The organism is Aureimonas psammosilenae, assembly GCF_009176975.1.
Classification (GTDB): Bacteria; Pseudomonadota; Alphaproteobacteria; order Rhizobiales; family Rhizobiaceae; genus Plantimonas; species Plantimonas psammosilenae.
The window spans coordinates 86040-100667 of the sequence record NZ_WEZG01000003.1 but is presented as its reverse complement, the minus strand read 5'-3'; the positions used below and the strand labels follow the sequence as shown (position 1 = coordinate 100667).

The following is a 14628-nucleotide window of genomic DNA, read 5'->3' as shown; positions in this document are numbered from 1 at the left end:
GAGTCCGGCCCTTCGGCGTTTCAAGGAGCCGTGAACAGGCCGTTGCGCATGAAGGCATCCCAACAGGGCGTCAGCGCGAGGCGGCGATGATCGCCAAGGAACGGGAGGTAGAGGTTGTAGAGGTCGAGATTGGCCGTCGTCGGAGGGCATTTGGGATAAAGCACGAGATCGGTCGCGCGAACCGCTTGCGCCGTTTTCCCGTCCGGGGCGGGAACCGTGCGCGTCGGATCGGCGCCGATCGAGATATGCTTCGTCGCGTGCCGTTCGAGGAGCCGGGGAAACGGGTTGACGAAGCTCAGGTTCATCACCGTCTCGAAACGCACGCCCTCCGCCATTTCCAAGAGCCGAACGGCGTCCACCGCCGCGTCGATCTCGGCCAGATAAGCGAGCTGGAAGTCCGGCTCGACGTAAAGCGTGAAGCTCGGCAACTCCCCATGGTTTTGCAGGAAGAGGTAGGGCTCGGGGAAGCGGGCATAGGCCTGCCTTTTCAAGGCGGCGTGCTTCAGAACCTCCGGTCGCTGGCTGACGAGACCGAGCGGTCCGAGGTTGTTGCTTGCCAGCGATTCGTAGCGAAATTGCCCGACAAAGGCGCGGCCGGCGCGCGATGAAACATTGACGAGCGTCGGCAATGTCGAGGCCGCGAGGAGGGTGACGACCGCGATTCGGCCCGCGCGGCTGCGGTCGGGCAGGCGGGTCAGGAGCGCGAGGAGGGCGGGCCAAAGGAAGATGAAGGCCTGACTGCCGGTGTTCTGCGCTTCGAAGAACACGGCCGCCAGGATCGTCGCGCCGATCGCGAAGGCGTCCCGTTCGGCAAAGCGTGCGACATGGGAAGGGCTCGGGCGACGCAGCAGCGCCAACCCGTCCTGTCGAAGCGCACCCGCGCCCAGCACGATCAGTGTCGCGACCAGAAGCACTGATGGTGCGAGGGCATCGAGATGAATCGAGGCCGATTGCATGAAGCGCCCGCCGATGCCGCCTTCGTTCATCGTCACCAGCGTCGCGATGTCCTTGAGGTATGCCCCGACCATCCCCAGCCAAAGCTGAAGCGCGCCGAGGACGAGCACACAAAATCCGACGGATAGAACAAGAGCCCGCAGGCGCACGCGGCCGGCGAGAAGCGCCTGCGCGCAGATGATGCCGCCCGCCAGAAAGCCCGTGATCTTGGTGAGGAACAGCGCCAGCATGGTCGCGCTGATCACCGCGCCGAGGCGGGTCTGGTTCCGGCAGAAGACGAGCGCCGCGCAGAGCACGTAAAGGATGCGCGCGCAGTTGCGGTTGTAGATGCCGAAGCCGTCCACACCTGGATAGGAGTAGAAGAACTCCGCGTTGAAGGGCAGGATCGAGAAAACGAGGAACGGCACGAGAAGTGCGAAGGCGAGGGGGCGGGAGCGACGATCGACCTCGCCGATCACGAGCGCCATCGGCGGCGCGGTGACGGCAAGAAGGCTCCAATCGGCGAGGAGCAGCGGATGAGCCTTGGGGAAAAGCGCCGTCGCCGCGCCGAACAGCCAGTAGCCGAGAGCGCCGACCGGAGGGACGAAGTCGACATTCGGGATCTGGCCGTCCAGAACCCGCTGGCCGCCGTCGATATAGACCATCAGGTCCCAGTACATCGGCCCGATCGGCAGCCGCCATCCGACCAGCGAAAGCGCGGCGAGCATGGCGAGCGTCGCAAACAGGACGCCGAGGGGTGAGAGCGCGAAGTCCGTTGAAAGAACCGCGCTGCGCTTCGTGCTTTCGATCGTATGGCTCATCTGACCGGCCTTGCAGGATCGGCGCAGTATCCTCCGATCACGTTAAGGAAGGCTTCACCATGCTACGCGAAGCAGGGTGAAGTCCGGCGGAGCCGGACGTGAACCGGCGCATGTCGCAAAAAGCACGTTCGACGACCCGCGCTGTGCATTATCGTCCCGCTGACGCCGAAGGCGGCGTCGCCTTGGAGTTGCCGAATGCAAAGCTTTGCTCGTGCCGTCGTGATCGGAGGCGGGGTGGTTGGCGTGTCCACGCTTTATCACCTCGCCCGCAAGGGCTGGACCGACTCCGTCCTGATCGAGCGCAAGGAACTCACCTCCGGCTCGACCTGGCACGCGGCGGGTCTCCTGCCGCTCTTCAACCTCAGCTACTCGGTCGGCCAGCTCCATAAATATTCGGTGCGGTTCTACAAGGAACTGCAGGCCGAGACCGGCATGAATGTCGGCTTCTCCAACGTCACCAACATCCGGCTCGCCCGCACGAAGGACCGGATGGACGAGTACCGGTATTACGCGGGCATCGCCGAGACGATCGGCGTTCCCGTCCGGTTCCTCACCCCCGAAGAGCTGAAGGAAGTCTGGCCGCTCTGTGAAACGGACGGCGTGCTGGGAGCGCTTCAGCACCCTGAGGATGGCTATATCCAGCCAGCCGACTTGACGCAGGCCTTGGCCAAGGGCGCGCGGGATCGCGGCGCGAAGATCCACCGCAACACGGTGGTGACGGCGATCGAGAAGCTGAGTTCCGGCAACTGGAAGGTCGTCACCGATGCCGGCGAGATCGAATGCGAGCACATCGTGTCCGCCACCGGCAACTTCGCGAGGCGGACCGGCGCGATGGTCGGTCTCGACGTTCCCGTGATCCCGGTCGAGCACCAGTACATCGTCACCGAACCGCATCCGGCGATCATGGAGCGTCGCCGGCAGGGCCTGCCCGAAATGGGCGTCCTGCGCGAAAGCGACTCGGCCTGGTACATGCGCGAGGAGGCCGGCGGCCTCATTCTCGGCCCCTACGAGAAGGGCGCGCCGGTCTGCTACGTCGACGGCCCCGACCCAAATTCCGAATACGAACTCTTCCAGGAAGACCTCGAACGGCTGATGCCGCATATCGAGACGGCCATCGCGCGAGTGCCGGCCTTCGGCGAAGTCGGGATCAAGAAGGTCTATAACGGCGCGATCGCCTATACGCCGGACGGCTCGCCCATCGTCGGGCCGGCGCTGGGCCTCGAAAATTTCTGGCTGAACGAGGGACATTCCTTCGGCATCACGGCGGCCGGCGGCGCGGGCTGGCAGCTTGCCGAATGGATGGTGGACGGCGCGCCGACCGTGGACATGGTGGGCGTCGATCCGCGCCGCTTCGGGCCCTATGCCAGCGAGGGCTGGCTGAAGGTGAAGAACGAAGAAGCCTATGCCAACGTCTTCACCATGCACTACCCGGACGAGGAGCGCGTTGCCGGGCGGCCGCTGAAGACGTCGCCTTCCTATGAGCGTCAGAAGCAACTCGGCGGCGTGTTCGGCTCGGTCTACGGGTGGGAGCGGGCCAACTGGTTCGCGCCGGAAGGCTACGAGGTGCCCGCCGCAGAACTCGATGTCGGAGCCGACGTGCTTCTGGCCGAGAACCATCCGCCGGCCGACCACACGGGGCGCATCCGCGAGCGCTGGAGCTTCCGCCGTTCCAACTACTTCCCGCATGTCGGCGCGGAGGTGAAGAACGTCACGGAGAATGTCGGCCTTCTCGACATGACGCCTTTCGCCAAGGCGCTCGTCACCGGGCCGGGCGCGCGCGCTTGGCTCGACGGCCTCTTCGCCAACCGCATTCCGAAGAAGCGCGGTCGCATCGCGCTTTGCCACCTTCTCACCGAAACGGGCGGGGTGAAGGCCGAGTTCACGCTCTATGAGCGGCGGGACGGGGAGTTCTACCTCGTGTCCGGTGGCGCGCTGGAAAGTATCGACCACGACACGATGCGCCGCCTCCTGCCGAAGGACGACAGCGTCAGTTTCAAGACGATCACGCAATCCACCGGCGTTCTCGTGCTCGCCGGGCCGAAGTCGCGCGATGTCCTCAAAGTTCTGACGCGCAGCGATCTGTCCAACGCCGCGTTCCCGTGGCTCACCGGCCAGCGCATATCCGTCGGCCCGGTCGGGCTCGACGCGCTTCGGGTCAACTTCGTCGGCGAACTCGGCTGGGAACTGCATCACCCGATCGAGATGCAGAACACGCTCTACGATCTCCTGATGGAGGCGGGCGCCGAGTTCGGCATCAAGCCTTTCGGCATCCGGGCGATGGGCGCGATGGCGTTGGAGAAAAGCTATCGCCAGATCCCGCGCGAGCTTTCCATCGAATACAACGCTTTGGAATCGGGGTTGGAGCGCTTCGTCCATCCGGACAAGGGCGCGTTCATCGGCCGCGACGCGGTGGTCGCCTGCCGTGACGAAGGCTATCGCTGGAAGTTCGCGACGCTCGAACTGCATGGCATCGAGGATGCCGACGCACGCGGCTCCGAGCCGATCCATAAGGACGGCGTCCTTGTCGGCCGGGCGACGAATGGCGGTTACGGCTGGCGCGTCGGCAAGAGCCTGGCGCTCGCGATGCTGAAGCCGGAATTTGCTGCGGAAGGTACCGGCCTCGACATCACCATCCTCGGCAAGGCCTACAAGGCGACCGTCATCGGCGAGAGCCCGTTCGACCCGGAAAATCACGTGCTGCGAGCATAGGCGGTGGCGACCGGCGATTTTGTAACGGCAATGTGACTTTGCGCCGCCCCTTCCGCGCGCGACCCTTTCCGCTGATCGGAAGGGGTCGGGCCTATGAAACGGGCATACGTCGCCGCTTTTCTTCTTGCCGCCGTCCCCGCCGATGTGTGGGCGGCCGATAGCGCTCCTCGCGGACTCGGTGCGCCGCGGAGCGTTGCGGAAGCGGGCGAGCCCGTGGATGTCGAACTGGTTCTGGCCGTCGACGTGTCCTGGTCGATGGATCGCGGCGAACAGGAGATTCAGCGCAACGGCTACGTCGCCGCCTTTCGCGATCCCGAAGTCCAGCAAGCGATCATGAAGGGCGTGCATGGCCGCGTCGCCGTCACCTTCATCGAGTGGGCGGGCCGCTTCACCCAGTCCGTGGTGGTGCCCTGGACGCTGATCGATTCCAAGGAAAGCGCCGATGCCTTCGCTTATCGGCTGACGGCCGAAGAACCGGACCGCGAAAGACGGACCTCGATTTCCGGCGTCATCGACTTCGTGGCACCGATGTTCGCGGAGAACGGCTTTGCCGGCATGCGCAAGGTGATCGACATTTCCGGCGACGGCCCGAACAACGAAGGGCGTCCGGTTCTCCAATCGCGCGAAGCGGCGCTGGCTGAAGGGATCACCATCAACGGCCTGCCTTTGATGACCACCGACGATGACGGCGGTTATTCCAGTTGGGGTGCGATCCCGAATCTCGACCGCTATTATGCGGACTGCGTGATCGGGGGGCCGGGCGCCTTCATGGTGCCTGTCAACGACTGGCAGCAGTTCCCGCAGGCCATTCGCCGCAAGCTGGTTCTGGAACTCGCCGGCATCTGGCCGAATCCAAAGGATCGCGCTCTCCCGATCGTGAAGGTGGCCGAGGAAGCCACTTCCGATTGCCTCGCGGGCGAGAAGCAGTGGCAGCAGCGCGAGAACTTCTGGAACAAGTAGTCTTCGTCAGCCGGCGGCAGCCGATCACATCCGTTTCGCGCGAGCTTCCGCAACGATAATGCCGGCGAACAAGATGTGGCCGGTGCGTTGGTGAAGCGTATGTCCGAGAATGCAGCCGGAAAGCCGCGCTTCGAAGGGGTCGTGGACGGCTTCGGCCCGGCCGATCAGCTTTCGGGTTGGGCTCGCGCAGTGGGAGGCTCGACGTCCGAAGCCGTGCACGCCTCGGGCGAGGGCGGTGGAGCGCTGCGCATCCGCGTTTTGTCGGGCAACGAAGTGCTCGGCATCGCCTCGGCGGATCAGTTCCGCAAGGACCTCGGCGGCCCCCATGGCTTCTCGCTTCGTTTGTCGCGGCCTATCGAAGCGGCAGCGATCCTCGCAGGCCTCGTTCGCGTCGAAGCCTTCGAAGACGAAACGGCAAGCAACGAGCTCGTCTTCTATTCCGGCCTTCTCGACCGCCTGCCGAAACCCGCACCCGTGCCGGCGGCACCGGCCGCCCCGGCCGACGAGGAGATCATCCGCCGGATACGGCAATGCATGAACGAAGCGGGCGACGGGCTTCGCCGCCGCATCGCCGATGTGCTGCCCTATATCTCGACGCCGAGCGACGAACTGATGGTGCCGACCGCGCCGGTGAACGAGATTTCCATGGTGGGCGTTCGTCCGGGCCTTCGTTCGGCGAACGAGATTTCCATCGTCGGGCGCGACGGGTATCTCTTCGTTTATCGAGGCTCGAACGATCTGAAGTCGCAATACGAACAGGACCCGGCGGACCCGATCGTCGGGGAAAAGGCGGCCGCCTGGGTCGCATCTTTCGAAGCGAGACGCGGAGCGCTGGCCACGCGCGACATCGGCTATCTGCAGATCATCGTGCCGGAAAAATCCTCCGTTCTGCCGGAGCTTTATCCGGTGCCGCTTCGCCACCCGACGACGATCCTGGCCGACGTCGAGGCGCGGATCGGGGAGAGCCCGGAACTTGCCAAACATTATCTCGACTGTCGCAGGGGCCTGCGGGACGGGCCGGAGCGAACCGGCTTCTTCATGAAGGTCGACACGCATATGTCCGTTTCGGGCACGAAGGCCGTCTTCGAGATGATCCTCGGCAAGCTCGGTCATCCGGAAAGCATCGAGATCGACCTGTCGAGCAGGATGCTGCGCGTCGGCGACCTCGGCGGCGCGTATCCGGGCGCGTCCATGTGGGAGTTCGTGGCCCTGCCGAAGCCCCGGCACTTCGCCGACTTGGAAGCGGGTTTGGTGGAGGTCGAGGGCTACCGGCCGCCGAACAACGCGCATCTCGGATCGCGCTTCATCTGGCGCAACGACTCGGCCAAGCTGCCGCTGCGCGTCGTCGCCTTCGCCAATTCCTTCTTTGAGCGCGGAACGACCGCAATCGGCCTTTCCTGGTGGGCGGCTCGCTGGTTCCGCGAGTTCCACTTCCTGTGGAGCCCGGAAATCGACTTCGACTATGTCGACCGGGTGAAGCCGGACTGGGTCATCTGCCAGACGATCGAGCGGTTCCTTCCGGTGCCGCCGGTGGCCTGAGAAGGGCGGCTAGGCGGCGTTGGCGGTGGCCGCGACGCGCAAAGCGCGCTCCTGCTGCGGCGAGCGGCCGTAGAGTTCGCGATAGCATTTGGAGAAATGCGACGCGGACACGAAGCCGGCCGCAACGGCGATCTCGACGATCGGCAGGGCGGATTGCAGAAGAAGCTGCCGCGCCCTGTCCAACCGGATTTCCAGGTAGTATCGGGCCGGCGAGCGACCCATCTCCTTGTCGAACAGGCGCTCCACCTGCCGGCGCGACAGCGACACGCTCTTGGAGATGTCCACGAGCGACAAAGGCTCGTGAAGGTTGGCCTCCATGATCTCGATGATGGCGAGCACCTTTGCGTGCTGGACGCCGAGCCGCGCGCGAAGCGGTAGCCTTTGACGGTCGCTGGACGAGCGGACCCGATCCATCAGCGCCTGCTCGCAAACCCGGTTGACGATGTCCTCGCCGAAATCGTCGCCGATCAGCGCCAGCATCATGTCGAGGGACGCCGTTCCCCCGGCGCAGGTGAAGAGGTTGTGGTCGATCTCGTAGAGGTCGGCGCGCACGTCGGCGCGCGGGAAGGCCTCCGAAAAGCCCGGCAGATTCTCCCAATGGATCGCGCAGCGACGATCCGCCAGGAGGCCGGCCCGCGCGAGTATCCACGCGCCCGTGCAAAGGCCGCCCACGCTGATGCCGCGCTGATGCGCCTCGCGCAGATAGGAGAAGCTGTGCTTGTCCGAAAACTCTTCGACGAAGACGCCCGAACACACGAATACCATGGACGGCCGTTTGTCGCCGGCAAGGGCGCGGCGCTCGCCTTCCACCGAACTCCCGACGCCGATCTCGCATCCGTTGGATGCCTTCACCGGCGCCCCGCTCGGTGAAACCAGTCGCCAGCGATAGGCTTCGAAGCCGAGCATTCGGTTGGCGATGCGCAGCGGCTCGATCGCCGTCGCGAAGGCGATCATGGAAAAGTTGGGGGTGAGAAGAAAGGCGATCGTCCGCTTCAATTCGCGAAACGGCCCTCCGCTGGGGCGTGAAGGATCATGCAGCATCGCTTCCGCCATTTCCAGTTTCCCGACCATGCCGAGGATGAGCCGCGCAATCATTTCTTTCAAGCGTTTATGAAGCGGATTCGGAACGATTCAACAAGCGGCTGCGACTTCCTGTCGGCGCACGAACCGCGATGGCGTCGGTTGATAGCGCGAACGCGGCGGAAGGAGCGGGCAGCCGTATCGATCCTTCAGCCGAGGTCTTCCCATCGCGCAGAAACTCCGCTCCGCAGGGTTCGACTATTTTCGCGGTGTCCAAGAATTTCGTGCGAGAGGTGTGGAACGTTGACGCAGTTTCGACGTTCTTTCGCCACAACCGGTTGTGGAGTTCCAACCATGAATAAGCGCATCGCCGCCGTTTCCATCGCTCTGGTCGCTGCCGTTTCCTTGTCGGCTTGCGCCAACACCATCCGGGGCGCGGGACGCGATGTCGGAAACACCGTCACCGGCACCAAGGGCGCTGTCGCCGACGTCGCGCGTCGCTGATCCTGATATTTCGGGGGGCGATGCCTCCTTTCGCGACGCTGGAACGGCGGGTCCGAAAGGCCCGCCGTTAACGCTTGTTTAGCCACGCCACCTGCACACTGAGCGCAAATCATGCGGGGCCGGCACGTGGCAAATAGTTATGACAAACAAGGGACTAGAAATGTTGCCGGAGGTGGCGATCCAGTGGATGCCCTGATCGAGATGCTGTCTCGAAACGGAATGGATCGCATGCATATCTCCGCCATGATCGACAAGGCATCTTATCCCGCCGCCTCCCAGCTTCCGCCTGCGCAGCGCGCCGGACGCTTGACCAAGACGAGAGCCGGCAGGCCGTCTTAAATCCTTCTGAACCGTAGCAAGGTTTCCCCATACGATCACTGACCTTTTCGGGCGATTAAGAAGATTCAACCGCCCGAATTAGCCGTGAAGTAAATGTCGGCGTGCCATAACTACATCGTCAGACGACCGGCGCACCCTTTCGGAATAGGTTCTGCGTACCGATTGATTGTCCGGTAACGAAAGTCTTGATGCGTGAAGCCGCGTGTTGCTCCGATTTCGGAGCCACGCGGCTTCCTTGCTTCGAAAGTTCACTTCGTAACGGGTAGGTTATTCTTAAAGGTAGGGCACTTTTCGTGCCCTCGCGAGGGCGGCACCCTGCGGAAACGAAACGTTCCCGTGCCTTCGCCCGGCTCCAATCGAAGCAACAGGGCGGCGCTGTTCCTTAAACGAGCTTGGCGATCGAACCTGCGGGAACGGGCTGTTCTTCTGGGCCGACCAGATTCTCGACGCGCTCGGCGAAACGTCCGAGGATTTCGGCCGCAGCGTCCTCCGCCGGCATGGGTTTGCCGAAATAGAATCCCTGAAGAAGATCGCAGCCGAGCGAGCGCATAAGGTCGGCCTGCGCCCGCGTCTCGACACCTTCGGTCGTGACTTTCATGCGCATGCGATGCGCCATGGTGATGATCGTTTCCAGGATCTCGCCGACATTGGCCTGACCCTCGTCCAACGCCACCATGAAGGAGCGGTCGATCTTCAGTTTGTCGAAGGGGAACTTCCAGAGATAGCCGAGCGAGGAATAGCCGGTGCCGAAATCGTCCATGGCGATGGTGACGCCGAGTTGCTTCAACTCCCGAAGCTGCCACATGACACTGTCGGTCCGGTCGAGGATCAGCGATTCCACGACCTCCACCTCGATCCGGTGACCGGGGATGCGGGCCTGTTGCAGCGCTTCGCCGACGATCCGGGCGAGGTCGCCCTCGCGGAACTGCACCGCCGAAAGATTGATCGACACCGTGATGTGGTCCGGCCAAAGCGCCGCCTGCCGGGTCGCTTCGCGGATCACCCAGGAGCCGATCTCCTTGATGTAGCCGCGGGCTTCCGCAATCGGCACGAATTCGGCCGGGGAGATATAGCCGTCCTTCTCGTCGCGCATCCGCAGCAGCGCTTCGAACCCTCGGATGGAGCGTCCGTCGCCGCTGATCAAAGGCTGGTAGGCCAACTCGAACCCGTCGGACTCGATCGCCTTGCGGATCAGCCCCTCGATCTGCCGGCGGCGATCCGTTTCCTCGTCCATGATCGGTTCGAAGGAAGCAAAATCGCCGTTCCGGGTCGCCTTATGCCGGGAAAGGGCGAGTTGGGCGTGCTTGATCAGTTCGTTCTGGGTCCGCCCGTCGCGCGGCATTCTGGAAACGCCGATGGAGATCTTGGGCCGGACGATCTGGCCCTTCAATTCCACCGGTTCGGACACGGCAGCATGGAGCCGTGCCGCTAGGGTTTCCAGTTCTTCGAGCTTATGGGCGCGGCGATGCAGCAGGGCGAAATCGTCCGAAGCGATGCGCGCTAGAAGATCACCCTTGTCGATGGTCGCGGCCAGCCTGTTGGCGACGACGCGCAGCATCTCGTCGCCTTGGGCCTGTCCCAGCGAATCGTTGATCTCGGCGAGTCCGTCGATGTCGATGGCGCAGTAGGCGACTTCCTCTCGCGTGACGCGAGCGGTGGAGATGATTCGGTCCGTTTGTTCCTGCATCCGACGGCGGTTCAACAGCCGGGTCATCGGATCGTGGTTGGCCAGGAAGTCGATGCGCTCGACCGCTTCGGCGATCTTGTGCTTGCGCTTGACGTAGAAAAGGGCCGGGACCCCGCCGAGCACCAGAACGATGCCGAGGATCTTCAGCCACGCTTGGCCGATCGCGCCGCTGAAGCCGGCCCGCTCGGACGTCAGATCCATCGTCGTCGACACATAGGCGATCACCTTGCCGTTCCGCGTCAGGGGCGAGGTGACGACGTAACTGCCGTCCGACAGACGATCCAGGAGGCGGAAAGGCGGTCGCCTTTCCAAGACGCTGGGCGCGAGGGCGGACTTGGTGTCCATGCCGCCGGCGCGGTCGCGCAAGAGCCAGTCGAACTGATCGGAACGTGTGCGGTAGGCTTCTTTCCCATCCGAACCGAAGATCGCGAATGTGCGGATGCCGCTCAGGAGAGCGAGGTCGCGGATTTCGCTTTCTTCGTCCGGGTCGCGCGTCAGTCCGGTGAGGAGGGTGGTCAGCGTTTCCGGCTGGCGCTCGATCAGGCGCTCGAAGCCGTCGGACTTTTGCAGCGCGGAGGTTTCCAGAAGCCCATCCACGGCATGTCCGCCGATCAGAACGATGCTCGTGACGACGCAGGCCGTCAACGCCGTCGCCCCGGCCAGCATCGCCCAATATCTCTCGACGTAACGCCGCATTTTCGTCCCTGAGGTCATCCGCGCTCGGAAGCTACCGGGAAAAAGTAAACGGTTGTCGTATTTTGTCGGAAAGGTTGACGCCGGCCCCTCTGGAGGCCAGCGCGCCTTCGGAAGCTATCGTAGGTTTCTCATGGCGACTTTCCCGAGCTTCCAGCGGTCGTGAAACCACATCCACTGCTCAGGATGCTCCCGCACCCAGCTTTCGACGACATCGTTCAGCATCTGGCAACTCGCGGCGACGTCGATCGCGCCTTCGGCATTCCGGGGAAGGTCGAGTTTCGGTTGCAGTTCGAGACGATATCGCCCACCGGGCAGGCGAATGCAGCGCGCCGGGTAGATCTCGCAGTCGAACTGCCGCGCGAGCTTGGGAAGAAGCGGATTGGTGATACATTCGCGGCTGAAGAAGTGCGTTTTCGCCCCGTTGCGGAACTTCTGATCAACCAGCATGCCGACCGAACCCCCGCGATCCAGGGCGGACGCGAGCGACCAGGCGGCCCCGGCCTTGGATGGAACGAGATGGCCGCCACGCGTATGCCGTGCCGATAGGAGGCGCTTGGCGATGTGCCGGTTGTTCGGCGGGCGGAAAAGGGCGGTGATTTCAAGCCCATAGCTCGCCGCGCAGATCGGCAAGAGTTCGAAGGCGCCGAGATGGCCGGTGAAGAAGATGAACGGGCCTTTGCGTTCGCGAAGCTCGATGAAGCGCTCGACGCCGTCGACCTCCACGAGGCCTTCGTTCGGCCGCTCGGGATCGAAGTCGAACAGCTCGTCCAGGAACACGTATTCCGCCGCAAGCCGGCCCATTTCCGCCCAGTTGCGCCGGGCGATGTCTTCGATCCAGGCTTCATCCTGCTCGGGGTAGGCGCGTCGCAGGTTCTCCTTCGCCAGCCGGTGGCGGGAGGTGAGCGGGCCGAGGGTGCGGCCGAGCCAGGCGGCGACGCCAAGGCTGCGGCGCGCGGGCAGGAGCTTCAGAAGCCAGAGCAGCGCGAAGGTCGCTTGCGCCCAGCTATAGTCGACCGGCCCCGCGCGAAACCGCTTGGCGAGTTGGTAAAGCCGAACCTTGTTCAAGCGCCTGCCTGTCCGGGCCGCAGGTCGAGAACGATCTTGCCGAAGACCCGGCGGCCTTCCATCCGGTCGAGCGCCACAGCGATGTCGTCGAAGCCGACCGTGGTGTCGATCACCGGATGCACCAAGCCTTCGGCCATCTTGCGCATGGCATTGGCCATGTTGGACTTCCGGCAGCCGAACGAGCCGATCAGCCGAAGCTGCTGCTGGAACAGCATCATCAGGTTGGTGGAAGCGGACGGGCCGGAGGTCGAGCCGCAGGTGACGAGACGGCCGCCGCGCTTCATGCAGAGCATGGAGCCGGCCCAGGTATCCGCGCCGACATGCTCGAACACGACATCGACGCCGCGCTTCTTCGTCAGCTTGCGCACCACGCCCTCGAAACGGTCTTCGCGGTAGTTGATGACGTGATCGGCGCCGAGCGCGCGGGCGGGCTCGATCTTGTCGTCGGAACCGACCGTGGTGATGACGGTCGCGCCCTGCCGCTTGGCGAGCTGGATCGCCGCCGTGCCGATGCCCGAGCCGCCGGCATGGATGAGGATGGTTTCGCCGGGCTCCAGCTTGGCGTTGTCGAAGAGCATGTGCTCGACCGTGCCGAAGGTGACGGGCGCGAGCGCCGCGCCGACCGCGTCGCAGCCGAACGGCGCGGGAACGAGCTGGCGCGCGGGAATGACTGCGTGGTCCTGCGCGAAGCCGTTCAGGTGGAAGCCGTGAACGCCGCCGACATGCTCGCAGAGATTGTCGCGTCCTTCGCGGCATGGGCGGCAAAGCCCGCAGACACGCGCCCCGAAGATGGAGACGAGTTGCCCCGGAAGAACGTTGGAAACGCCGGGCCCGATCGCTTCAACCACGCCGGACGCTTCGGCGCCGACCGTCAATGGCAGCTTGCGCTTGGCGAAGGCCATGCCGCGCCAGCCCCAGACGTCGATGTGGTTCAGGGCGACGACCGACAGGCGCAGCCGCACTTCGCCGGGGCCGGGCGCGCCGGGATCGTCGATCTCGGTGGTGCGAAGGTCGCGATCGCCGAAAAGCTGCAATGCCCGCATGGGTCTCAATCGTTCCTTGATCGCTCGTCGCTTCAGCGCGGCTCGCGCGCCAGAACGAGGCTGACATTCTGCCCGCCGAAGCCGAAGGAGTTCGACAGAACGGCGGAAACATCGGCGCGGCGCGCCTCGTTCGGCACCGTGTCGAGCTGGATCGCCGGATCGGGCATGTCGTAGTTGATGGTGGGGGGAAGAAGCCCCTCGCGGATGGTGAGGATCGAGAACACCGCCTCGATCGCGCCGGCCGCCGTCAAGGTATGGCCGATCATCGACTTGTTGGACGAGATCGGCGTTGAAGTGAGGGCATCGCCGAACACCGCGCCGAGGCCGCCGGCTTCCATCCGGTCGTTTTCCGGGGTCGAGGTGCCGTGCGCGTTGATATAGCCGATATCCTCCGGTCCCATGCCGGCGTCAGCGAGGCAGGCGCGGATCGTCGCGATGATCGGCGAGCCGTCCGGCTTGGAACGGGTGCGGTGGAAATCGTCCGCCTTTTCGCCGACGCCCGCCACGATGCCGAGAACGGTCGCGCCGCGCGCTCTTGCCGAGGCGAGGGATTCCAGAACGAGCGCCCCTGCGCCTTCCGCGATCACGAAGCCGTCGCGATCCTTGGAGAAAGGCTTCGACGCCTTTTCCGGCACCTCGTTCGCGGTGGAAAGCGCGGACAGGAGCGAGAAGCGGATGAGGGATTCGCCCGTCACCGAACCGTCCGTTCCGATCGCGAGCGCCCGATCCGTTTCGCCCCGGCGGATCGCTTCCACGCCAAGCTGGATCGCCGTCGCGCCGGACGCGCAGGCGGTGGAAAGCGTCACCGGCAGGCCACGCGTGTCGAAGCGCTCGGCGAGCCGATCAGAGATTTCGCCGAAGAGGGTCTGGCGATAGAGCGCCGGATCGCGCTTCTCGCGCATCAGTTCGATCAAGCGGTCGTAACCGGCTTCGGTCCGCGCGGTCTGGCCCTCAAGACGGTCGAGCCGGAAGCGGTGCTTCCACTCGATCTCGATCGGCGGCGCGGCGAGAAAGAGGGGGCCGGGGAAGCTTCCCCCGAAACCGGCCGTTTCCATCGCCTCGAAGCCCGCCGCTTCGGCCATAGCGTAGGATCGGTCGGTGGAGTTGTCGTCGCCGTCCATGAAATCCACGGTGCCGGCGATGGTGGTGCGCAGGTTTTCCGTCGGGAAGCGCGTGATCCGGTGGATGCCGGACTGCCCGGCCGTCAGCTTGCGCCAGTTCTCGGCGACGCCTCGGCCCAGGGACGAAACGACGCCGACGCCCGTCACCGCGACGATCGGCCGACCCTTGGAGTCCAGATCTCTGCTCATCT

The 14628-nt window shown here is 64.4% G+C and carries 10 protein-coding genes; 4 read left to right on the top strand and 6 right to left on the bottom strand.

What is annotated here, in order from left to right; translation table 11 throughout:
* Positions 1-20: 20 nt before the first annotated feature.
* The gene (locus F9929_RS07190) at positions 21-1754 is read right to left on the bottom strand and encodes a hypothetical protein (protein ID WP_152045882.1); all 1734 of its coding nucleotides are present in this window, start codon (positions 1752-1754) and stop codon (positions 21-23) included.
* A 195-nt stretch (positions 1755-1949) separates the two neighbouring features.
* On the opposite strand from F9929_RS07190, the gene F9929_RS07185 reads away from it, so the two are divergent.
* From F9929_RS07185 to F9929_RS07175, 3 genes are all read left to right on the top strand, one after another.
* Entirely contained in the window at positions 1950-4463 is a 2514-nt protein-coding gene (locus F9929_RS07185) for a GcvT family protein (protein WP_152045881.1), read from the top strand.
* Between the two features lie 93 nt (positions 4464-4556).
* Complete coding sequence (locus F9929_RS07180; protein ID WP_152045880.1) at positions 4557-5423, top strand: DUF1194 domain-containing protein; 867 nt, start codon at positions 4557-4559, stop codon at positions 5421-5423.
* A 99-nt stretch (positions 5424-5522) separates the two neighbouring features.
* Positions 5523-6962 (top strand): hypothetical protein, encoded by a 1440-nt coding sequence (locus F9929_RS07175; protein ID WP_152045879.1) that lies wholly within the window; start codon positions 5523-5525, stop codon positions 6960-6962.
* A 9-nt stretch (positions 6963-6971) separates the two neighbouring features.
* On the opposite strand, the gene F9929_RS07170 is transcribed toward F9929_RS07175, so the two are convergent.
* The gene (locus tag F9929_RS07170) at positions 6972-8003 is read right to left on the bottom strand and encodes a GlxA family transcriptional regulator (RefSeq protein ID WP_152046181.1); all 1032 of its coding nucleotides are present in this window, start codon (positions 8001-8003) and stop codon (positions 6972-6974) included.
* A 333-nt stretch (positions 8004-8336) separates the two neighbouring features.
* Here F9929_RS07170 and F9929_RS23940 point away from each other — a divergent pair, with 333 nt between their 5' ends.
* Positions 8337-8486, top strand: coding sequence for an entericidin domain-containing protein (locus F9929_RS23940; protein ID WP_193227644.1), 150 nt, complete (start codon positions 8337-8339; stop codon positions 8484-8486).
* Positions 8487-9207: 721 nt separating this feature from the next.
* Here the strand turns inward: F9929_RS23940 and F9929_RS07165 are convergent.
* The 4 genes from F9929_RS07165 to F9929_RS07150 all read right to left on the bottom strand — a co-directional run bounded on the left by F9929_RS07165 (position 9208) and on the right by F9929_RS07150 (position 14626).
* Positions 9208-11208, bottom strand: a complete 2001-nt coding sequence (locus F9929_RS07165) for a putative bifunctional diguanylate cyclase/phosphodiesterase (RefSeq protein WP_193227643.1) — start codon at positions 11206-11208, stop codon at positions 9208-9210.
* A gap of 114 nt (positions 11209-11322) precedes the next feature.
* On the bottom strand, positions 11323-12273 hold the full coding sequence (locus tag F9929_RS07160) for a lipid A biosynthesis lauroyl acyltransferase (RefSeq protein WP_152045877.1): 951 nt from the start codon (positions 12271-12273) through the stop codon (positions 11323-11325).
* Complete coding sequence (locus F9929_RS07155) at positions 12270-13316, bottom strand: zinc-binding dehydrogenase (RefSeq protein ID WP_152045876.1); 1047 nt, start codon at positions 13314-13316, stop codon at positions 12270-12272. The genes F9929_RS07160 and F9929_RS07155 overlap by 4 nt, the downstream gene beginning before the upstream one ends.
* Before the next feature lie 32 nt (positions 13317-13348).
* Entirely contained in the window at positions 13349-14626 is a 1278-nt protein-coding gene (locus tag F9929_RS07150) for a beta-ketoacyl-ACP synthase (protein ID WP_152045875.1), read from the bottom strand.
* Positions 14627-14628 lie beyond the last annotated feature (2 nt).

Excerpts from the sequence above, each read along its gene's own strand:
- F9929_RS07180 (WP_152045880.1), top strand. The coding sequence starts at position 4,557 with ATGAAACGGGCATACGTCGCCGCTTTTCTTCTTGCCGCCGTCCCCGCC.
- F9929_RS07190 (WP_152045882.1), bottom strand. The coding sequence starts at position 1,754 with ATGAGCCATACGATCGAAAGCACGAAGCGCAGCGCGGTTCTTTCAACG.
- F9929_RS07185 (WP_152045881.1), top strand. The coding sequence starts at position 1,950 with ATGCAAAGCTTTGCTCGTGCCGTCGTGATCGGAGGCGGGGTGGTTGGC.
- F9929_RS07175 (WP_152045879.1), top strand. The coding sequence starts at position 5,523 with ATGTCCGAGAATGCAGCCGGAAAGCCGCGCTTCGAAGGGGTCGTGGAC.
- F9929_RS07150 (WP_152045875.1), bottom strand. The coding sequence starts at position 14,626 with ATGAGCAGAGATCTGGACTCCAAGGGTCGGCCGATCGTCGCGGTGACG.
- F9929_RS07170 (WP_152046181.1), bottom strand. The coding sequence starts at position 8,003 with ATGCTGCATGATCCTTCACGCCCCAGCGGAGGGCCGTTTCGCGAATTG.
- F9929_RS07155 (WP_152045876.1), bottom strand. The coding sequence starts at position 13,316 with ATGCGGGCATTGCAGCTTTTCGGCGATCGCGACCTTCGCACCACCGAG.
- F9929_RS23940 (WP_193227644.1), top strand. The coding sequence starts at position 8,337 with ATGAATAAGCGCATCGCCGCCGTTTCCATCGCTCTGGTCGCTGCCGTT.
- F9929_RS07165 (WP_193227643.1), bottom strand. The coding sequence starts at position 11,208 with ATGCGGCGTTACGTCGAGAGATATTGGGCGATGCTGGCCGGGGCGACG.